We start from the raw sequence: 19628 nt of genomic DNA on the forward strand, positions 1-19628 counted from the left end.
TCCCCGATCGGGTCTTGATGCAGCAGATTCCGATGAGGAAAGGTCGTCGCGCATGCACGCCTGGCAGGCCCCGGACCGCGACGTCGACCTGCTCGTCGGCGGCCGCCACCCTGACCCTTTCGGGCTGCTGGGGCCGCATGAGACGGCGGACGGTCTCGTCATCCGCGCCTTCGTGCCCGGTGCGGAGACGCTCGACGCCTTCGACCTCGACGGCACGCCCGTCGCTAGCCTCGCGCGCCGCCACCGTGCCGGCTTCTTCGAGGGGCGGGTCGCCGACCGCCCGGCCTGGGCGCGCTACACGCTGAAGGCGCGCAATGCCGGCGGCGAATGGTGGCTCGACGACCCCTATGCCTTCGAGCCGGTGCTCGGCCCGCTCGACGACCATCTGATGGTCGAGGGCACGCACACCCAGCTCTATGAGCGGCTCGGCGCGCATCCCAGCCTGCACCAGGGCGTGGAAGGCGTCGCCTTCGCGGTGTGGGCGCCGAACGCGCAGCGCGTCTCGGTGGTCGGCGATTTCAACGCCTGGGACGGGCGACGCCACCAGATGCGCAAGCGCATCGACAGCGGGCTGTGGGAGATCTTCGCCCCCGGCATCGGCGAGGGCGCGATCTACAAATACGAGATCATCGCCGCCGACGGGCGGCTATTGCCGCTGAAGGCCGACCCTTTCGGCTTCCGGGGCGAGTTCCGCCCGGCCACCGGCTCGGTGGTGGCGCGCACCGACGCGTTCGAATGGGACGACGCCGCGCATCTGGCCGCCCGCGAGCAGGGCGAGGCGCGCCGCAAGCCGATGTCGATCTACGAGGTGCATCTCGGCTCCTGGCGGCGCGGCGAGGACAACCGCTTCCTCACCTATGACGAACTCGCCGACCAGCTGATCCCCTATGTCGAGTGGATGGGCTTCACCCATATCGAGCTCTTGCCGATCTCCGAGCACCCGCTCGACGCCTCCTGGGGCTACCAGCCGATCGGGCTCTATGCCCCGACCAGCCGCTTCGGCGACCCGGCCGGCTTCGCGCGGCTGGTCGACCGCGCGCACCGGGCGGGAATCTCGGTGATCCTCGACTGGGTGCCGGCGCATTTCCCCACCGACATCCACGGCCTCGCGCATTTCGACGGCGGCCCGCTCTACGAGCATGCCGACCCCCAGCGCGGCTTCCACCCGGACTGGAACACCGCGATCTATGATTTCGGCCGTCGCGAAGTGGCGAACTTCCTCACCGCCAACGCGCTGTTCTGGCTCGACCGCTTCCATGTCGACGGGCTGCGCGTCGATGCGGTGGCCTCCATGCTCTATCTCAACTATTCGCGCCGCGAGGGCGAATGGTCGCCCAACCCGGACGGCTCCAACGACAACAAGGACGCCGTCTCCTTCCTGCAGCGGGCCAATGTCACGCTCTATGGCGAGCATCCCGGCACGGTGACCATCGCCGAGGAATCCACCTCCTGGGCCGGGGTCTCGGCGCCGGTGCATGCGGGCGGGCTCGGCTTCGGCTTCAAGTGGAACATGGGCTGGATGCACGACACGCTGGATTATCTGGCGCTCGACCCGGTCTACCGGCCCTGGCACCACGACAAGATCACCTTCGGGCTGATGTACGCCTTCTCGGAGAACTTCGTGCTGCCGCTCTCCCATGACGAGGTGGTGCACGGCAAGGGCACGGTGCTGTCGCGCATGCCCGGCGACGACTGGCAGCGCTTCGCCAATGTGCGGGCCTATTACGCCTTCATGTGGGCCTATCCCGGCAAGAAGCTCCTGTTCATGGGCCAGGAATTCGCGCAGCGGGGCGAATGGAGCGAGGAGCGCTCGCTCGACTGGCACCTCACCGGCATGGGCCCGCACCATCGCGGCGTGCAATTGCTGGTGCGCGACCTCAACCGCGCCTATCGCGAGGAGCCGGCGCTGCATGCCGGCGACAACGACCCGGCCGGCTTCCGCTGGCTGGTGGTCGATGATCACAAGCAATCGGTGTTCGCCTGGCTGCGCACCGGCGGCGCGGACGACGCGCCGGTGGCGATGATCGCCAACTTCACCCCGGTGCCGCGCCCGTTCTATCGCCTCGGCCTGCCGAAGGCCGGGCGATGGAGGGAAATCGTCAATACCGACAGTGCAGATTATGGCGGCTCCGGCGTGGGCAATCTCGGCGGCGTCGTCGCGGTCGAGGTGCCCGCCCACGGCATGCCGGCGAGCGCGGAACTGGTGCTGCCGCCGCTCGCCACGCTGTACCTGAAATGGGAGCCGGAGCGGGCGGTGCCCGCCAAGGCCGAGGAAACGCCGAAGTCCACTGTGACGTGCAAGGAGTAAACCCACCATGGCCAGGCCGACGCTCCAGACCGCACCACTCGCCCGAACCGCGATGGCCTATGTGCTGGCCGGTGGGCGCGGCAGCCGCCTGATGGAACTGACCGACCGGCGCGCCAAGCCGGCGGTCTATTTCGGCGGCAAGTCGCGCATCATCGACTTCGCGCTGTCCAACGCGCTGAATTCCGGCATCCGCCGCATCGGCGTCGCCACCCAGTACCAGGCGCACAGCCTGATCCGCCACATGCAGCGCGGCTGGAACTTCTTCCGCCACGAGCGCAATGAGAGCTTCGACGTGCTGCCGGCGAGCCAGCGCGTCTCGGAAACCATGTGGTATCTGGGAACGGCGGACGCGGTGTATCAGAACCTCGACATCATCGAGGCCTACGATACCCGCCACATCATCATCCTGGCCGGCGACCACGTCTACAAGCAGGATTACGAGGTGATGCTGCAGGAGCACGTCGACAAGGGCGCCGACGTGACGGTGGGCTGCCTGGAGGTGCCGCGCGAGGAGGCCAGCGCCTTCGGGGTGATGCATGTCGATTCCGAGGACCGCATCATCTCCTTCCTGGAGAAGCCGAAGGACCCGCCGGCCATGCCCGGCCACCCGGACAAGGCGCTGGCCTCGATGGGCATCTACATCTTCGAGACGAAGTTCCTGATCGAGCAGCTGAAGCGCGACGCCGCCGACCCGCTCTCGACGCATGATTTCGGCAAGGACATCATTCCCTACCTCGTGAAGCACGGCAAAGCCTTCGCGCACCATTTCTCGCGCTCCTGCGTGCGCTCGGACATGGAGACGGCGCCCTATTGGCGCGACGTCGGCACGGTCGATGCCTATTGGGAGGCCAATATCGACCTCACCGGCATCGTGCCCGAGCTCGACCTCTACGACCGCGACTGGCCGATCTGGACCTATAGCGAGATCACCCCGCCGGCAAAGTTCGTGCACGACGACGAGGGCCGGCGCGGCCAGGCGATCTCCTCGCTGGTCTCGGGCGGCTGCATCGTCTCCGGCTCGTCGCTGCGCCGGGCGCTGCTGTTCACCGGCGTGCGGGTGAACTCCTACGGCACGCTCGAGAACGCGGTGGTGCTGCCCTATGTCGAGATCGGCCGCGCCGCGCAGCTGAAGAACGTGGTGATCGATGCCGGCGTGCGCATCCCCGAGGGGCTGGTGGTCGGCGAGGACCCGGAACTCGACGCCAAGCGCTTCCGCCGCACCGAGAAGGGCATCTGCCTGATCACCCAGTCGATGATCGACCGGCTCGATATCTGAGCGTCGCGCAGCCGCGCTAGGGTCGGTCGGGCAGGCAAACAGGGCAGGCGGGGATCGTGTCGGAACTCAAGCTTCTCTCGGTGGTGTCCGAGGTTTATCCGCTGGTGAAGACCGGCGGCCTCGCCGATGTGGCGGGGGCGCTGCCGGCGGCGCTCAAGGCGCAGGGGATCGCGGTACGCACGCTGGTTCCCGGCTATCCGGTGGTGAAGGCGGCGCTGGGCAGGCTGGAGGAAGCCTTCTATTTCGACCATCTGTTCGGCGCGCCGGCCCGGCTGTTCGCCGCCACGGTGGGCGGGCTGGACCTCTTCGTCATCGACGCGCCGCATCTCTATGACCGTCCCGGCGGGCCCTATACGGCTCCCGACGGGCGCGACCATCCCGACAACGCCCAGCGCTTCGCGGCGCTGGCGGCGGTGGCCTCGGGCATCGGCCTCGGGCTGGTGCAGGGCTTCGTGCCCGACATCGTGCATGCGCATGACTGGCAGGCCGGCCTGACGCCGGCCTATCTGCACTATGCCGGCGGGCGGCGGCCCGGCACGGTGATGTCCATCCACAACATCGCCTTCCAGGGCCAGTTCCCGGCCAGCCTCGTGCCGGCGCTGGGGTTGCCGGCCCATGCCTTCGCCATAGAGGGCATCGAATATTATGGGACGGTCGGCTATCTGAAGGCCGGCCTGCAGCTGGCCGACCGCATCACCACCGTCTCGCCCGGCTATGCCGCGGAAATCCTGCAGCCGGAGGCCGGCATGGGCCTCGAAGGGCTGCTCAACCAGCGGCGCGGCGTGCTGTCCGGCATCCTCAACGGCCTCGACGAGGCGGCGTGGGATCCGGCCGCGGACACCTTCATCCCCGCTCCCTTCGATGCCGGGCGGCTGGAGGCGCGCGCGGCCAACAAGGCGGCGCTGCAGGCCCGCTTCGGCCTGCCGCAGGATCCCGACGCGCTGCTGTTCGGCGTGGTGAGCCGACTGTCCTGGCAGAAGGGCCTCGACCTGCTGATGGACGGGCTGGGAACGCTGATCGACATCGGCGCCCAGCTCGCGGTGCTGGGCAGCGGCGACCCGCACCTCACCGATCGCTATGCCGGCTCGGCACGGGTCAATCCCGGCCGGGTGGGGGTGGAGTTCGGCTATGACGAGGCGCTGGCACATCTCATCCAGGCCGGCGCGGACGCGCTGCTGGTGCCCTCGCGCTTCGAGCCCTGCGGCCTCACCCAGCTGGCGGCGCTGCGCTATGGCGCGCTGCCGGTGGTGGCGCGGGTCGGCGGACTCGCCGATACGGTGATCGACGTCAACGAGATGGCGCGGGCGAGCGGGGTCGGCACCGGCGTGCAGTTCTCGCCGGTGACGGCGCCGGCGCTGCAGACCGCGCTCATCCGCACGCAGGCGCTGTGGCAGGACAGGACGCTGTGGCGGCAGTTGCAGCGCAACGCCATGGCCACCGACGTCTCCTGGGATCGCGCCGCGCGCGCCTATGCCACGCTGTTCCGCGACCTCGACCGGGAGCGCGCGGCGTGAGCGACTGGCGGCTTTCGGGCGGACGACCGGAACCGCTGGGCGTTACCCTTGCCGGGCAGGGGGCGGAGGCGGGCGTCAATGTGGCGGTGTTCTCCGCCCATGCCACCCGCATCGAATTCTGCCTGTTCGACGGCACGGATGCCGAGATCGCCCGCCTGCCGCTGCCGGAGCGCACCGGCGACGTGTTCCACGGCCATGTCGCCGGGGTGGCGCCCGGCATGCGCTACGGGCTGCGGGCCTTCGGGCCGTGGGACCCGGGCCAGGGGCACCGCTTCAATCCCGCCAAGCTGCTCGTCGATCCCTATGCGGCGCTCCTCGACCGGCGTTTCCAGTTGCACGAGACGCTGTTCGACGCCCGCGCGCAGGGAGCCGGCGAGGACGAGGCCGACAGCGCCGCCCATGTGCCGAAGGCGATCATCCTGCCGGGCGAGGAGGAGCCGGAGCGCCGGCCGCGCTTCGACTGGGCGGGGCAGGTGCTCTACGAGCTCAATGTGCGCGGCTTCACCAGGCTGCATCCCGAGGTGCCGCTGGAACGGCGCGGCACCTTCGCCGGGCTGGCCGAGCCGGCGGCGATCGCGCATCTGGTGAAGCTGGGCGTCACCACCGTCGAGCTGATGCCGGCCATGGCGTGGATCGACGAACGGCATCTGCCGCCGCTGGGGCTCGCCAATTACTGGGGCTACAACCCGGTGGTGTTCGGGGCGCCCGATCCCGGCCTGGCGCCGGGGGGCTTCGCCGAGATCCGCCGCACCATCGCGGCGCTGCACGAGGCCGGCATCGGCGTGGTGCTCGACGTGGTGCTCAACCACACCGGCGAGAGCGACGTGTTCGGGCCGACGGTGAGCCTGCGCGGCCTCGACAACGCGACCTATTACCGTCACGCCGCCGGCGATCCCGGCCGGCTGCTGAACGATGCCGGCACCGGCAACACGCTGGCGCTGGAGCGCCCGCCGGTCTTGCGGCTCGCCATGGACATGCTGCGGCGCTGGGCGGCAGCCGGCCTCGACGGCTTCCGCTTCGACCTCGGTGCGACGCTGGGCCGGCGGGCGGATGGCTTCGACCCCGAAGCGCCGTTCTTCGCCGCCATGGCGCAGGACCCGGCCCTGCGCGACCTCGCTTTGATCGCCGAGCCGTGGGATATCGGGCCCGGCGGCTATCAGGTCGGCAATTTCCCGGCCGGATGGGCGGAGTGGAACGACCATTTCCGCGATGCCGCCCGCCGCTTCTGGCGCGGCGAGGCCGGCCGGGTCGGCGATCTGGCGACGCGGCTGGCCGGCTCGGCGGACGTGTTCGCGCCGCGCCGGCGGCCCTTGTCGCGGGCGGTCAATTTCATCACCGCCCATGACGGCTTCACGCTCGCCGACCTCGTGTCCCATGAGCGCAAGCACAACGAGGCCAATGGCGAGGACAATCGCGACGGCACCGACGCCAATCACAGCTGGAGCCACGGCGTCGAGGGGCCGAGCGACGACCCGCAGGTGACGGCGCGGCGGCGCGATGACGCCCGGGCGCTGCTCGCGACGCTGCTGACGGCACGCGGCACGCCGATGCTCTCCATGGGCGACGAGTGCGGGCACTCGCAGCATGGCAACAACAACGCCTATGCGCAGGACAACGTCCTGACCTGGCTCGATTGGAGCCGGGCGGACGAGGGACTGGCGCGCTTCACCGCAACCCTGGTGGCGCTGCGCCGCGCCCATCCGGCGCTGACGGGCGAGGCGCCGCTGACCGGGCGGCCGCTCGATGCCAGCGGCATTCCCGATGTCGAATGGCGGGCACCGGATGGCGGGCCGGTCGGCTGGGAAGACCCGGCGACGCGGAGGCTGGTGGCCGTCTTCTACGCGCCGGCGCAGGGCGAGCGCCCGGCCAACCGGGTGGCGGTGGCGCTCAATGCCGGGGACGAGGCGGTGCCGCTGGTGCTGCCGCAGCCGCGCGACGGTTTCGACTGGCGGCTCGCCGCGGACAGCGCCCGGCCGGAGGCGGCCGCGGGGGACGCGGCGAAGCAGGCTGGCGGCGTTCTCGCCGGCCGCTCGGTGCTCATCCTGGTCGAGGCCACGACGCCGGTGCCGTCGCGGCGCCCGGCCGATCCGGCGCTGCTCGAACGGCTGGCGGCCGCCGCCGGCATCGCGCGCGACTGGTGGGATGTCGACGGCAACCATCATCCGGTGAGCGACGACACCAAGCGGGCGCTGCTGGCGGCGCTCAAACTGCCGGCCGGCAGCGGCGGCGAGGTGCGCGACAGCCTTGCGGCGCTGTCGGAGGAGCGGTTCGGCCGCGACCTGCCGCCGGCGCTGGTGCTGCGCGCCGGTGGCGGCGAACTGGTGCTCGGCGGTTCGGCGGCGACGAGCGGGCGCAGCCTCGATCTGTCCCTCGCGCTGGAGGAGGGCGGCGAGCGGGCGCTGCGCCTCCGCCCCGAGGAGGGCGCGCGGCGCGAGGTGCTCCGGCCGGACGGCCGGCTCGCGGTGGAGCGTCGCATCCCCCTGCCGGAACTGCCGCAGGGGCGGCACGTCTTGCGGCTCGGCGCCAGCGCGTGCCGGCTCACCGTGGCGCCGCGCGCGAGCTACCTGCCGCCGGCGCTGGAGCGGGGCGAACGCCTGTTCGGCCTTGCCGGCCATCTCTATACGCTGCGCCGCCACGGCCATGATTGCGGCATCGGCGATTTCACCGCCCTGGCCGAGCTCGCCGAGGCGGCGGCCGGGCAGGGCGCGCGGGTGCTCGGCCTCAACCCGCTGCATGCGCTGTTCCCGCAGGATCGCCGGCGGGCGAGCCCCTATCATCCTTCCGACCGGCGCTTTCTCGATCCCCTCTATATCGATGTCGGGGCGCTGGCGGGACCGCCGGGCGTCAATCACGCGCTGGCGGCGGGGCAGGGGGAGTTCATCGCGCTCGCCGCCCGCGGCGACGTCGACTATGCCGGCGTGTGGGCGGCCAAGCGCGCGGTGCTGGAAGCGGCCTTCGACGCGACCGGCGACCTGCCGGATGCTGATTTCGCGCAGTTCGTCGCCGAAGGCGGCGCTGCGCTGGAAGGCTTCGCGGCCTTCCAGTTGCTGGCGCGGCGCTTTGCCGGCCTCGCCTGGCCGGACTGGCCGAACGGCTTTGCCGACGCGGCGGGACCGGCCGTGGCGGCCTTCGTCGCCGCCAATCCGCGCGAGTTCCGCTTCGAGCTGTGGCAGCAATGGATCGCCGACCGCCAGCTCGGCGCCGCGGCCGAGCGGGGGCGGGCGGCCGGCCTGTCGCTCGGCTTCTATCGCGACCTCGCGGTGGGCACCGCCCCGGACGGCGCGGAGGCGTGGAGCGAGGCGGGTGCCCTGATGGCCGGCGTGACGATCGGCGCCCCGCCGGACCCGCTGGGGCCGGAAGGGCAGAACTGGAACCTGCCGCCGCTCGACCCGCTCGCCATGGCGCGCGACGGCTATCGCGGCTATGGCCGGCTGCTCGCCGCCAATATGCGCCATGCCGGCGCGCTCAGGATCGACCATGTGATGGGGCTGCGCCGCCTCTTCCTGCTGCCGGCGGGAGCGAGCGCCGCCGAGGGGGCCTATCTCGCCTATCCCTTCGCCGATCTTGCCGGGCAGGTGGCGCTGGAGAGCTGGCGGGCGGGCTGCCTGGTGGTGGGAGAGGACCTCGGCACGGTGCCGGAAGGCATGCGCGGCGAGCTCGATGGCGAGCGCATGCTGTCCTACAAGGTGCTGTGGTTCGAGCGGCAGGGCGAGGATTTCGCCCCGCCGGACCGCTATCCGCCGCTGGCGGCCGCCTGCGTCTCGACGCATGACCTGCCGACCCTGGCCGGCTGGTGGGACGGGGTGGACCTCGCGGAGAGGCGGGCGCTCGGCCTCGACGACGAGGAGGCCTATCGGGCCGGCCTCGCCGAGCGGGCGCGCGAGAAGGTGCAGCTGGCCATCGCCCTGCAGAAGCAAGGGCTCATCGCCGGGCTGCCGGCCGATGGCGCTCCGCTCGAGGCCGGTTTCCTCGCTGCCGTGCATGCCTATGTGGCGCGGACGCCCTCGCTGATCGCCCTGGCCCAGCTCGACGATCTCGCCGGCGAGACGGTGGCGGTGAACCTGCCCGGCACCGATCGGGAGCGGCCCAACTGGCGGCGTCGGCTGTCGCAGCCGGTGGAAACCGTGCTGGAGACGCCGACGGCGCGGCAGGTGCTGGAGGCGATGCGCGGCGCGCGCTAGCTGGCCGCTCAGGGCGGCGGGGGATTGGCCGGCGCCGGCGTCGTCGGCGAGGCGGGCGAGCCGGGAGTGGGCGAGGCGGGAGCCGGAGCCGTCGGGGCTGGGGCCGGGGCGCTATCGCTGGCCGGCGGTGTCGGTGATTCGGTCGGCTGCGTCGTGGTGCGGCCGGAAAAATGGACCGCGGCATACAAAGCCAGGATCAGCAAGATGGCGGCGGCGATCAGCGTGGTCGTACGGTTCATGCCACTCTCCGGGTGCCCCATGACCTAACGTGATTAATTTTTTCATTGTCGCAACGTTCGTGATCGACGAAAGTTCCAGTTCGACATCCCGGCGGTCGGCTGCGTCCGCCGCCGAGGAATGATTGGGCGAGCCGCACAAGCGGCCGGGTTCCTGCCTTTATCTCCGGTGGCGGGACGCAATGGGGAGGAGATCGTGATGCCGCAGGCCGACTTCGACATCGTCACACTCTCGCCTTCCACGGTGCGCGTGATGCACCGGGTGGCGCACCACATCTATGAGTTCTCGCTGGTCGATGACGGCTGCGGCCGGCGCGTGGTCTCGCAGGGACCCTCCATCCTGTTCGGCAAGAGCGACAAGGTCGCGGCCTGGCATCTCGTCGACGAGGCCGAGAGAGTGGCCGCCGAGGTCGCCCGCCGTACCGGGATGATCGACTGACGGGTCTTCGCGGCAGGCCGAACGCGCTCGCAAGGCTTTGACGGCGCCCCCTCGGGGCCGCCGGCCTGCGTCCTGTCGCCCGGAGCCTCGCAGGCGGCTCCGGTGCCTCCCCGCGTTCCGGCCTGAAAAACACCGCCGCCGTGGCGGTCAGCTAGCGTTTGCGCGCCGGACCGCCGCTTCCTTTCTTGCCGCCGTGCGAACGGGACATCGCCCGGCCTCGAGACGGCGTGGCTGCAAGGCGTCATGCGGTCGCTACTGGTGTCGGCTGCCCAATCATGTATATGGACGAATACATGATCTCGGGAGGCACCCCATGTTCCACTTCCCCGCCCCTTCGTTCCGCCCGGCGGCCCGGCTGGCCGCCGCCGCGGCGCTGCTGATCGGCCTCGCCGCGCCGCTTTCCTCGGCGCAGGCGCAGACGACGGTGTTCGCCGCCGCCAGCATGACCAATGCGCTGCAGGACATCGGCAAGCTCTACAAGGAGAAGACCGGCAAGGACGTCGTCTTCTCCTTCGCCGCCTCCTCGGCGCTGGCCAAGCAGCTGGAGCAGGGCGCGCCGGCGGGCATCTTCGTCTCCGCCGACAACAAGTGGATGGACTATACCGAGGGCAAGGACCTCACGCTGAAGGCGACCCGCGTGACGCCGATCGGCAACAGCCTCGTGCTCATCATGCCCGCCGACAAGGCGAAGGACGTCAGGATCGACAAGGATTTCGACTGGCTCGCCTTCCTCGGCGCCGACGGCAGGATCGCCACCGGCCTCACCGACTCGGTGCCGATCGGCGTCTATGCCAAGACGGCGCTGACCAATCTCGGCCAGTGGGACAAGGTGAAGGACCGCGTGGTCGGCGCCGAGAGCGTGCGCGCGGCGCTGGCGCTGGTGGAGCGCGGCGAGGCGGCGGCCGGCATCGTCTATTCCACCGACGCCGCCATCGCCAAGAACGTGAAGATCGTCGCCACCTTCCCGGCCGGCAGCCACCCGCCGGTCGAGTATCCCTACGAGATCGTCAAGGGCCAGGACACGCCGGAGACCAAGGCGGTGTTCGACTTCCTCGTGGGACCGGAAGCCAAGGCGGTTTACGCCAGGTACGGCTTCGTGGTGCATTGACGCCTGCGGGAATGACGGGCCGTTCGTCCGGGGGAGCCGATGCTGACGCCTGAGGAATGGACGGCGGTCGTTCTGAGCCTGAAGGTCGCCTTCTGGGCGACCTTCTGGAGCTTGCCCTTCGCGCTGGCGACCGCCGTCGTGCTGGCGCGGTTCGATTTTCCCGGCAAGAGCCTGTTCGACGGCATCGTCTACCTGCCCCTCGTGCTGCCCAAGGTGGTGGTCGGCTATCTCCTGCTCATCACGCTGGGCGCGCGCGGCTATCTCGGCCAGTACCTCGCCGAATGGTTCAACATCAGGCTGATCTTCACCACCGCCGGCGCCACGGTGGCGGCGGCGGTGATCAGCTTCCCGCTGACGGTGAACGCCATCCGCCTCGCGCTGGAGGCGGTGGATCGCGGGCTGGAGACCGCCGCCCGCACGCTGGGGGCCAGCCGGCTCGACGTGTTCCTCACCATCACCCTGCCGCTGATGCTGCCCGGCATCCTGTCCGGCGCCCTGCTGTCCATCGCCTCGGCGCTGGGCGAGTTCGGCGCCACCATCACCTTCGTCTCCAATGTCGAGGGCCAGACGCGCACCATCCCGCTCGCCATCTACAGCGCCACCCACATGCCGGACGGCGACGCCATGGCGGCGCGGCTGACCGCGGTGTCGATCGTGCTGGCGCTCGGGGCGCTGCTGCTCGCGGGCGTCGCCGACCGGCAGATCCGCACGCTGATCGGGCGGGCATGATCGAGATCGACATCGCGCTCGCGCGCCCCGGCTTCGCGCTGGCGGCGACATTCACCGCGCCGGCGGCGGGGGTGACGGCGCTGTTCGGCCGCTCCGGCGCCGGCAAGACCACCATCATCCAGGCGGTGGCCGGGGTGGTGCGGCCGGACCGGGGACGGATCGTCGTCGGCGGCGAGACCTATTTCGACGCCGCACGCGGCATCGACCTCGCCGTTGAGCGGCGCCGCGCCGGCTATGTGTTCCAGGATGCCCGGCTGTTCCCGCACATGTCGGTGGAGCGCAACCTGCGCTATGGCGAGCGCCGCGCGCGCGGCGCCGATGCCGGTATCCGCTTCGAGGCGGTGGTGGAGCTGCTCGGCATCGGCCATTTGCTGGGCCGGCGGCCGCATACGCTCTCGGGCGGCGAGAAGCAGCGCGTCGCCATCGGCCGGGCGCTGCTGTCGCAGCCGCGGCTGCTGCTGATGGACGAGCCGCTCGCCGCGCTCGACGCCGCCCGCAAGGCGGAGATCCTGCCCTATCTGGAACGCCTGCGCGACGAGACGAGGCTGCCGATCCTCTATGTCAGCCACTCCATGGGGGAGGTGCTGCGGCTCTCCGACCGGGTGGTGGCGCTGAAGGAGGGACGCCAGGTGGCCGAGGGGCCGGTGGCGGAGGTGATGTCGCGGGCCGACATCCTGCCGGTGATCGGCCGCTTCGACCTCGGCACGGTGCTCGACTGCACGGTGACGCGGCATGACGAGGCCTATGCGCTCTCGACCCTGGCCTTTGCCGGCGGCGAGCTCCGGGTGCCGCGGGTCGAGGCGCCGCTCGGCGGCGCGGTGCGGGCGCGGGTGCGGGCGCGTGACGTGGCGCTCGCCCTCGCAAGGCCGGTCGACGTCTCGGTGAGCAATCTGCTGCCGGCGGTGATCGAGGCGATCACGCCGGGCGAAGGCCCCTATGCGGATGTGGCGCTGGCCGCCGGGGCCAGCCGGCTTGCCGCCAGCGTGACGCGCGAGAGCGTCGAGCGGCTGGGGCTGGCGCCGGGGCTGACCGTCTGGGCGATGATCAAATCGGTGGCGGTGGACAGCCGTAACGCCGACTTCACGGTGCCGCCGGAGCCTTCGGCCTAGTCTTGCCGCGTCTTCGGCGCCCGCTTCGCCCTCCCGGCCGGCGGCTTTTCCTCCTGGCGGGGGCTCCGGTCCGGTGCGAGGGCCGCGCGCAGCTCGGCGACCTCCGCGGCGGCGGCGGCGGCGCTCTTCGCCTCGATGGCGCGATAGAGCGCGATCAGCCGCTCGCCGAAGGCGGTGAGGTCGGTGCCGTGGCCGCGCCGGCCGGGATGGGTGATCACCACCCGCTGGCCATAGGAGGTGTCGAGTTCCTCCACCAGCAGCCAGGCGCGGCGATAGCTCATGCCCATCTTCTTCGCCGCCGAGAGGATGGAGCGCTCGGCGCGGATGGTCTCCAGAAGCTCGACCATGCCGGGGCCGAGATGGCGCCCGTCGCCGAAATAGACCCGGATGAACAATCCGTCGCGCGGGCGCGCGGCGACGCCATCCTCCCGGTCCTGCTCGCGATCGTCGGTCATGTGGCTCCGTGGCGGTGGCGGCTTCCCCCGCGCAATCTAGGGGAAGCCGCGCCGCGCCGGAAGCGCCCGGCACGGCGCCGTCCTCCGGCCTCAGGTGGTGGGCACGGTCCGGCGCGGCCGGCGGGCGAAGGCGAGGTCGAGCGCCAGCATCGCCAGCAGCGAGGCGCCGACCAGCGGGAAGACGAGGCCGGTCAGCGCCATGATGAGGACGAGGCCGCGCATCGCCCGCCGGTCCGCCGGCGCCGGCGGGATGCCGAGCGAGCCGGCCGGGCGGCGCTTCCACCACATCACCCCGGCGGCGAGGGCCATCACCACGATGGCGAGGCACAGCGCCAGCAGCACCAGCTGGTTGGCGAGGCCGAATTCCTGCCCCATGTGGATATTGATGCCCCACTCCATCGCCTTTGCCGCCGGGCCGTAATCGGCATAGCTCATGTCGATCAGCGGCCTGCCGCTATACTGGTCGAGATGCACGACGCGCTGCCTCGACAGGTCGGCGGGATAGACGGCGGCGGAATAGACCCCGCTCGGCGAGGCGGGCAGGCTCAGCGTGTAGCCGGGCGCGACGCCGAGCCGGTCGAAGGTCGCCTTGGCGGCATCGATGCCGATCGGCGCCCCGGCGCCGGCGCCGGAGAGCGGCATCCTCGCCTGCTCCAGCGACCAGCTCGTCGGGCCGTTGGCATGGGCGAGATGCTCGTCCGACATCGGCACATTTTCGTAGACGCCGGCCGGATAGCCGTAATTGGCGCTGTTGGCCCATTCGTTGACCTTGGCGCCCCAGAATACCGACCATGGCATGCCGGACAGCGCCATCACCGCGATGGCGAGGCCGGCGAAGGCGCCGGTGACGGCGTGCAGGTCGCGCCAGAACACCCGCTTGCCCGGCGTGCCCCGCACGCTCACCACGCCGCCGGTCTGTTTCCTTGGCCACCAGAGATAGAAGCCGGTGCCGACCAGCAGGATCGACCAGCCGCCGACGATCTCGATGATCCCGTTCGCCACGGTGCCGAACTCGACGAGACTGTGCAGGCGCCGCACCGTCCACATCAGCGTGCCCCTGTCGGCGAGCTCGCCGAGCACGCGCCCGTCATAGGGATCGACATAGACCGAACGGCGGGCGCCGTCCGGCGTCTTCACCACCACTTCGGCCGAGGCCTCGGGAAGCTCGGGCGTGACGATCTTCAGTGCCGTGCCGGGACGGGCGGCCAGCGCGGCGTCGACGAGCCGGCTCGGGGGAAGCGGATCGGCGGTGCGCTGCTGCACCCGCAGCAGGTCGCGGTGCCACAAGGCGTCGATCTCCTTGTGGAAGAGGAAGGCGCCGCCGGTGACGGCGAGCAGCACCAGGAAGGGAAGCACCATCAGGCCGGCATAGAAGTGCCAGCGCCAGACGGCGCGGTAGAGGTCGAGGGCGCGCGCGGAGGCCTCGCCGGACAAGGATGTGGCGGTCATCGGAACGTATCCGGGTGAACCGACGCCGTCGGCCGCGGCGATCGCACGCCGTGCCGGAGGTCGGTCCGGGCCGGCGGATCGGGCGCAGCAAGGCGTCGGCGATGAAGGGGAAAGGCGACGAGGGCGGCGGACCGGTGGACCGGCCTCTGCCCGGGGTCAGTTCGTCGCCGGCGTGCCGTGGCCGGCATGCGGATCGGCGGCTGCCGCTCCCGGCGCCCCGCCGGGGCCGCCCATGCCCTCGACCTTGAAGTCGACCGCGACGGTGCCGGCCTTCTCGAAGGTGAGCGTGCCCTTGAAGCTCGCGCCTTGCTTCAGCGGCTGCTTGAGGTCCTGCAGCATCAGGTGATAGCCGCCCGGCGCCAGCGCGACCTTGCCGCCGGCGGGGATGGCGAGGCCGTCGGGCAGCATCTGCATCTTCATCACCCCGTCGGTGACGCTCATCTCGTGGATCTCGGCGCGGCCGGCGATCTCCGGCGCCACGCTGACCGACACCAGCCGGTCCGGGGTGGTGCCGCTGTTCTCCACGGTGAGATAGGCGCCGCCGACCTTGGCGCCGGGCGGCGTCATGCGCGCCCAGGGATGGCCGATCTCGAGGCTGCCGAGCTTGTAGCCATGGGCGTGCGCGGCATCGAAGGCGAAGAGCAGGAAGGCGAGGGCGAGCAGCCCGAAGGCCAGCCGCTGGGCGGAATCGCGAAAGCTGTTGAGGAAGGCGGTCATGCTGAATTCCCGTAGGCCGGCGCGGGACGGATCCCGGCCGAATGACGACAGAGGCGACGAGGCGGGTCTGCGTCAGGCCAGGGGAGGAGCGCGGGCGTTGTGCGGGAGACGACCGATGCCAGCCGGCGCGTCGTCGACCGGCGAGGCGGCGAGCGCGAGAGCCGGCAGGACGAGCGGCGCGGGAAGGGCGGCGAGATCCGGCGGCGGCAGCGAGGCCAGCAGGCCGACGCGGCAGCCGGCGGTGCAGCAATCGGGCAGATGGCCGGCCTTGTCAGGCTGGCCGTCTTCCGTCGGCGCGGCGAGGCAGATGACCTCGCCGGACGGACCGAGCGCCACGCCCATGCCGGCATGGGTACCCATGGCGAGGCCGCCGAGCACGACATTGAGGACGAGCAGATAGGCGACGGCGAGGCTCGCCGCCATCAGGCCCATCTGTCGTATGCGATTGCTCATGCCGTCCGTCGTGCTGCCACGTTTCAGCCCAAGGACGTAGCACGTCCGAAGGCGGGCGACCAAGCGACCGGATGCCGCCCTCGGCGCCGAAGCGTCTCCTGACGCAGCGATAGCATCGGGCGGTCGGGAAAAGCTTCCGATCTTCGGGGGCGGGACAGCGTTTTCTTCGTCCGGTCCGGGATGCGGGGGCTGGAGCCTGTTTCGCGCAAGCCGAAGGCCTTCGCGACGAGAACAGGCTCCAGCTTACCGGGTCTCAAGTCCTTTCCCATCGATCAGGCGATTCCACCTGATCGACAGGGGCGCTAATGTACCGCGCCGGGGCCGGCAATGGCGCCGGGCGGGCTCTTGCCCATGATGATCATGCCCAGCACCTCGTCCTTGGTGACGTCGGAGGTGCGGGCGGTGCCGACCAGCTTGCCGTTCTTCATCACGCTGACGCGGTCGGCGAGGTCGAACACGTCGTGGATGTCGTGGCTGATCAGGAAGATGCCGATGCCCTCGGCCTTCAGCTGCTTGATCAGCTCGGCCACCTGCGCCGTCTCCTGCGGGCCGAGCGCGGCGGTCGGCTCGTCCATGATCAGGATCTTGGCGTTGAAGTGGATGGCGCGGGCGATGGCCACCGACTGGCGCTGGCCGCCGGAGAGGCCGCGCACCGGCTCCTTGAACTTGCGGAAGTTCGGGTTGAGCCGGCCCATCACCTCGCGGGCGGCGGCTTCCATGGCGACATCGTCGAGCGTGCCCCAGGGGGTCATGATCTCGCGGCCGAGGAACAGGTTGGCGGCGGCATCGACATTATCGGCGAGGGCGAGCGTCTGGTAGATCGTCTCGATGCCGTAGCGCTTGGCGTCGCGGGGATTGCCGATGTCGGCCTTCTCGCCGTTGATGCGGATCTCGCCGGCATCGGGGCGATAGGCGCCGGACAGGATCTTGATCAGCGTCGACTTGCCGGCGCCGTTATGGCCGAGCAGGCCGACCACCTCGCCGGGATAGAGATCGACATTCACCCCGTCGACGGCGCGGATGCCGCCGAAGGCGATGGAGATCTCGCGCATGTCGACGAGGGGGGTGGAGGCAGGCGTGGAGCCGTTGGTTGCCATGATGTCGCCTCCTCTCACTTGAAGCGCTTGCGATAGAGGGTGTCGACCCAGACGGCGACCACCAGCACGATGCCGACCACGATGTTCTGATAGGGCGTGTCGACGCGCATCAGCACCATGCCCGATTGCAGGCTCTGCATGACCAGGGCGCCGAGCATGGCGCCGGCCACGGTGCCGGAGCCGCCGGCGAGCGAGGTGCCGCCGATCACCGCCGCGGCGATGACATAGAGCTCGTCGAGCGTGCCTTGCGCGTTGGTCGCCGAATTGAGGCGGGCGGTGGAGATGGCGGCGCCGATGGCGGCGAGGCCGCCCATCAGCGCGAACACCATCAGCGTCACCCGCTTGGTGTTGATGCCGGCGAGCTCGGCCGCCTCCGGGTTGCCGCCGATGGCGAAGACATAGCGGCCGAAGCGGGTGCGGGTGGTGACGAAGGTCATGATCACCCCGATGGCGAGCGCGACCAGCACCGGCACCGCGAAGCCGAAGGAGATGGCGAGGCCTTCCGGCGGCACGGCCATGCCGTTGGCCTCGGCATAGCGGCGGGCCAGCGCGGCGGGCAGCGTATAGGCGTTGACCACCAGCGTGGCGGCGATCACCGCGAGGCAGCCGACGCCGGCGGTGACCAGTTCGGCCCAGACCGGCTTCAGCGGGAAGCGGAAGCGCTTGCGCTGGCGGCGGGCCTGCAGGGTGGCGAGCACGATGACCGCGCAGGCCATCGCCGCCACCACCCAGCTCCAGAAGGCGCCGATCGAGCCGTCGGCGCCGCCGCCGAGCAGCTTGAAGTGGTCATCGACCAGCGGAATGGTCTTGCCTTCCGCCACCGCCCAGGCGGCGCCGCGCCAGACCAGCAGGCCGCCGAGGGTGACGATGAAGGCGGGCACGCCGAGATAGGCGATGACGAAGCCGTGCAGCGTGCCGATCAGCGCACCGATGCCGATGCCGGCCGCGAGGGTGAGCACCGCGACGGCGGGATGGTTGAAGCCGAAGCTCGGCATCAGGTAGTTGGCCTGGAACACCGCCATGATCATGCCGGTGACGCCGAGGATCGAGCCCACCGACAAATCGATGTGGCGCATCACGATGACCAGCACCATGCCGGTGGACATCACCGCGATGGAGGCGGTCTGGACCGAGAGGTTCCAGAGATTGCGCGGGGTCAGGAAGGTGCCGTCGGCGAGGAAGTCGAAGACGATCCAGATGACGGCCAGCGCGCCGACCATGCCGAGGAAGCGGACGTCCAGCTCCAGCGCGCCCAGCAGCGAGGGCGCGGGCGCCTGCGGCGGCGAGGCCGGGCGCGCGGGGGCGGGTGCGATGGTTGACTGGCTGGTTGACTGGCTCATGGGCGTACTCCTCGGCCGACCCGTCTATGGGCGGGGAGCGGCGGGGTCTGTCTCCCCGCCGCCTTGTTGAACGGTGCTCAGTCGCAAGCCTTGACGGTGCCGGCCTTCACGCCCTGGCACACGGTGGCCTTCGGCACCCAGCCGGCCTCGATGATCACGCCGAGATTGTCCTTGGTGATCGGGATCGGCTTCAGGAAGGTGGAGTTCATCGGCACCTTCTTCGGACCGCCGGTGAAGGTGGTGGTGCCCTTTACGTCCGGGGCCTTGGTCCCCTTGGCGAGGTCGAGGGCGATCTCGGCGGCGCGCTTGCCGAGCTCGCGCGAATCCTTCCACACCGAGACGGTCTGGGTGCCGAGCGCCACGCGGTTCAGCGCCGCGAAGTCGGCGTCCTGGCCGGAGACCGGCACCGAGCCGGCGAGGCCCTGGGCGGCGAGCGCGGCGACGGCGCCGCCGGCGGTGCCGTCATTGGAGGCGACGACGGCGTCGACCTTGTTGTTGTTGGCGGTCAGGAACTGCTCGGTGTTGCGCTGGGCGTTGGCCGGCAGCCAGCTATCGGTATAGGCCTCGCCGACATTCTTGATGTCGCCCTTGTCGATGGCGGGCTTCAGCACTTCCATCTGGCCGGAGAACAGGAAGTCGGCATTGGGATCGGAAGCCGAGCCCTTGACGAAGAGGTAGTTGCCCTTCGGCTTGATCTTCTGCACTTCCGCCGCCTGCAGGCGACCCACCTCCTTGTTGTCGAAGGTGATGTAGTAGGCATAGGGGTTCTCGATCAGCCGGTCGTAGCCGACCACCGGGATGCCCTCGTTCTGCGCCTTGGCGATGGCGGGGGCGATGGCGTCGGAATCCTGCGCGAGGATGATCAGCACGTTGGCGCCCTGGGCGATCAGCGCCTCGACGTCGGAGAGCTGCTTGGAGGCCGAGGACTGGGCGTCCGCCGAGATGTACTTGGCGCCGGCGGCGGCGAGCGCCTTCTTGATCGCCGCTTCGTCGGTCTTCCAGCGTTCTTCCTGGAAGTTCGACCAGGAAACGCCGACCACGGGTTCGGCGGCCCGGGCGGCGCCGGCCGCGACGAGCATCGCGAAAGCCGCCACGGTGACGGTGAGCTTGGACTTCATGCGTTCCTCCCAAAAGGATGCGTGGTGATCGGGTGCAGGGCCTGATTCGCGACGTGGGTCGTTGACGACCTCTTTTTCTTGATGTTCGAACCTCAGATC

General features: G+C 70.4%; 16 protein-coding genes. 8 read left to right on the plus strand and 8 right to left on the minus strand.

Features of this window, described 5'->3' with window-relative positions:
- Nucleotides 1–52 precede the first annotated feature (52 nt).
- Genes glgB through glgX form a run of 4 tightly spaced genes read left to right on the plus strand, consistent with a single transcriptional unit; the run spans nucleotide 53 to nucleotide 9279 of the window.
- Nucleotides 53–2308, plus strand: coding sequence for a 1,4-alpha-glucan branching protein GlgB (gene glgB / locus KHC19_RS21210; protein WP_213355374.1), 2256 nt, complete (start codon nucleotides 53–55; stop codon nucleotides 2306–2308).
- Nucleotides 2309–2315: 7 nt separating this feature from the next.
- Nucleotides 2316–3584 carry a glucose-1-phosphate adenylyltransferase gene (gene glgC / locus KHC19_RS21215; RefSeq protein ID WP_213355375.1) on the plus strand — a complete coding sequence of 423 codons (1269 nt, stop codon included), beginning with the start codon at nucleotides 2316–2318 and terminating at the stop codon, nucleotides 3582–3584.
- Between the two features lie 56 nt (nucleotides 3585–3640).
- Nucleotides 3641–5098, plus strand: coding sequence for a glycogen synthase GlgA (gene glgA / locus KHC19_RS21220; RefSeq protein ID WP_213355377.1), 1458 nt, complete (start codon nucleotides 3641–3643; stop codon nucleotides 5096–5098).
- Complete coding sequence (glgX, locus tag KHC19_RS21225) at nucleotides 5095–9279, plus strand: glycogen debranching protein GlgX (RefSeq protein ID WP_213355378.1); 4185 nt, start codon at nucleotides 5095–5097, stop codon at nucleotides 9277–9279. Before glgA ends, glgX begins: the two co-directional genes overlap by 4 nt.
- 8 nt (nucleotides 9280–9287) lie before the next feature.
- Here the strand turns inward: glgX and KHC19_RS21230 are convergent, their stop codons facing one another.
- On the minus strand, nucleotides 9288–9518 hold the full coding sequence (locus tag KHC19_RS21230; RefSeq protein ID WP_213355379.1) for a hypothetical protein: 231 nt from the start codon (nucleotides 9516–9518) through the stop codon (nucleotides 9288–9290).
- A gap of 196 nt (nucleotides 9519–9714) precedes the next feature.
- Between KHC19_RS21230 and KHC19_RS21235 the strand changes: the two genes are divergently transcribed.
- The 4 genes from KHC19_RS21235 (at nucleotide 9715) to modC (ending at nucleotide 12900) form a co-directional block, all read left to right on the plus strand.
- Nucleotides 9715–9954 (plus strand): hypothetical protein, encoded by a 240-nt coding sequence (locus tag KHC19_RS21235; protein ID WP_213355380.1) that lies wholly within the window; start codon nucleotides 9715–9717, stop codon nucleotides 9952–9954.
- 313 nt (nucleotides 9955–10267) lie between these two features.
- A complete protein-coding gene (gene modA, locus KHC19_RS21240; protein ID WP_213355381.1) occupies nucleotides 10268–11062 on the plus strand; it encodes a molybdate ABC transporter substrate-binding protein in 795 nt (264 codons plus the stop codon).
- A 39-nt stretch (nucleotides 11063–11101) separates the two neighbouring features.
- Entirely contained in the window at nucleotides 11102–11791 is a 690-nt protein-coding gene (modB, locus tag KHC19_RS21245; protein WP_213355382.1) for a molybdate ABC transporter permease subunit, read from the plus strand.
- Nucleotides 11788–12900 (plus strand): molybdenum ABC transporter ATP-binding protein, encoded by a 1113-nt coding sequence (modC, locus tag KHC19_RS21250; protein ID WP_213355384.1) that lies wholly within the window; start codon nucleotides 11788–11790, stop codon nucleotides 12898–12900. Before modB ends, modC begins: the two co-directional genes overlap by 4 nt.
- Here the strand turns inward: modC and KHC19_RS21255 are convergent.
- From KHC19_RS21255 to xylF, 7 genes are all read right to left on the minus strand, one after another.
- Complete coding sequence (locus KHC19_RS21255; RefSeq protein ID WP_213355386.1) at nucleotides 12897–13355, minus strand: winged helix-turn-helix domain-containing protein; 459 nt, start codon at nucleotides 13353–13355, stop codon at nucleotides 12897–12899. The genes modC and KHC19_RS21255 overlap by 4 nt on opposite strands.
- Before the next feature lie 90 nt (nucleotides 13356–13445).
- Complete coding sequence (locus tag KHC19_RS21260) at nucleotides 13446–14804, minus strand: PepSY-associated TM helix domain-containing protein (protein WP_213355387.1); 1359 nt, start codon at nucleotides 14802–14804, stop codon at nucleotides 13446–13448.
- 156 nt (nucleotides 14805–14960) lie between these two features.
- The gene (locus tag KHC19_RS21265) at nucleotides 14961–15521 is read right to left on the minus strand and encodes a copper chaperone PCu(A)C (protein ID WP_213355388.1); all 561 of its coding nucleotides are present in this window, start codon (nucleotides 15519–15521) and stop codon (nucleotides 14961–14963) included.
- 72 nt (nucleotides 15522–15593) lie between these two features.
- Entirely contained in the window at nucleotides 15594–15974 is a 381-nt protein-coding gene (locus KHC19_RS21270; RefSeq protein ID WP_213355389.1) for a hypothetical protein, read from the minus strand.
- Between the two features lie 302 nt (nucleotides 15975–16276).
- A complete protein-coding gene (locus KHC19_RS21275; RefSeq protein ID WP_213355390.1) occupies nucleotides 16277–17071 on the minus strand; it encodes an ATP-binding cassette domain-containing protein in 795 nt (264 codons plus the stop codon).
- Nucleotides 17072–17085: 14 nt separating this feature from the next.
- Nucleotides 17086–18411 carry a sugar ABC transporter permease gene (locus KHC19_RS21280; protein ID WP_213355391.1) on the minus strand — a complete coding sequence of 442 codons (1326 nt, stop codon included), beginning with the start codon at nucleotides 18409–18411 and terminating at the stop codon, nucleotides 17086–17088.
- Nucleotides 18412–18488: 77 nt separating this feature from the next.
- Nucleotides 18489–19529 carry a D-xylose ABC transporter substrate-binding protein gene (xylF, locus tag KHC19_RS21285; RefSeq protein WP_213355392.1) on the minus strand — a complete coding sequence of 347 codons (1041 nt, stop codon included), beginning with the start codon at nucleotides 19527–19529 and terminating at the stop codon, nucleotides 18489–18491.
- Nucleotides 19530–19628: the final 99 nt, after the last annotated feature.

Source organism: Ancylobacter oerskovii (assembly GCF_018390555.1).
Taxonomy (GTDB): domain Bacteria; phylum Pseudomonadota; class Alphaproteobacteria; order Rhizobiales; family Xanthobacteraceae; genus Ancylobacter; species Ancylobacter oerskovii.

Coding starts and splice junctions, on each gene's coding strand:
- glgB (WP_213355374.1), top strand. CDS start 53: ATGCACGCCTGGCAGGCCCCGGACCGCGACGTCGACCTGCTCGTCGGC.
- glgC (WP_213355375.1), top strand. CDS start 2,316: ATGGCCAGGCCGACGCTCCAGACCGCACCACTCGCCCGAACCGCGATG.
- KHC19_RS21230 (WP_213355379.1), bottom strand. CDS start 9,518: ATGAACCGTACGACCACGCTGATCGCCGCCGCCATCTTGCTGATCCTG.
- KHC19_RS21235 (WP_213355380.1), top strand. CDS start 9,715: ATGCCGCAGGCCGACTTCGACATCGTCACACTCTCGCCTTCCACGGTG.
- modA (WP_213355381.1), top strand. CDS start 10,268: ATGTTCCACTTCCCCGCCCCTTCGTTCCGCCCGGCGGCCCGGCTGGCC.
- modB (WP_213355382.1), top strand. CDS start 11,102: ATGCTGACGCCTGAGGAATGGACGGCGGTCGTTCTGAGCCTGAAGGTC.
- modC (WP_213355384.1), top strand. CDS start 11,788: ATGATCGAGATCGACATCGCGCTCGCGCGCCCCGGCTTCGCGCTGGCG.
- KHC19_RS21255 (WP_213355386.1), bottom strand. CDS start 13,355: ATGACCGACGATCGCGAGCAGGACCGGGAGGATGGCGTCGCCGCGCGC.
- KHC19_RS21260 (WP_213355387.1), bottom strand. CDS start 14,804: ATGACCGCCACATCCTTGTCCGGCGAGGCCTCCGCGCGCGCCCTCGAC.
- KHC19_RS21265 (WP_213355388.1), bottom strand. CDS start 15,521: ATGACCGCCTTCCTCAACAGCTTTCGCGATTCCGCCCAGCGGCTGGCC.
- KHC19_RS21270 (WP_213355389.1), bottom strand. CDS start 15,974: ATGAGCAATCGCATACGACAGATGGGCCTGATGGCGGCGAGCCTCGCC.
- KHC19_RS21275 (WP_213355390.1), bottom strand. CDS start 17,071: ATGGCAACCAACGGCTCCACGCCTGCCTCCACCCCCCTCGTCGACATG.
- KHC19_RS21280 (WP_213355391.1), bottom strand. CDS start 18,411: ATGAGCCAGTCAACCAGCCAGTCAACCATCGCACCCGCCCCCGCGCGC.
- xylF (WP_213355392.1), bottom strand. CDS start 19,529: ATGAAGTCCAAGCTCACCGTCACCGTGGCGGCTTTCGCGATGCTCGTC.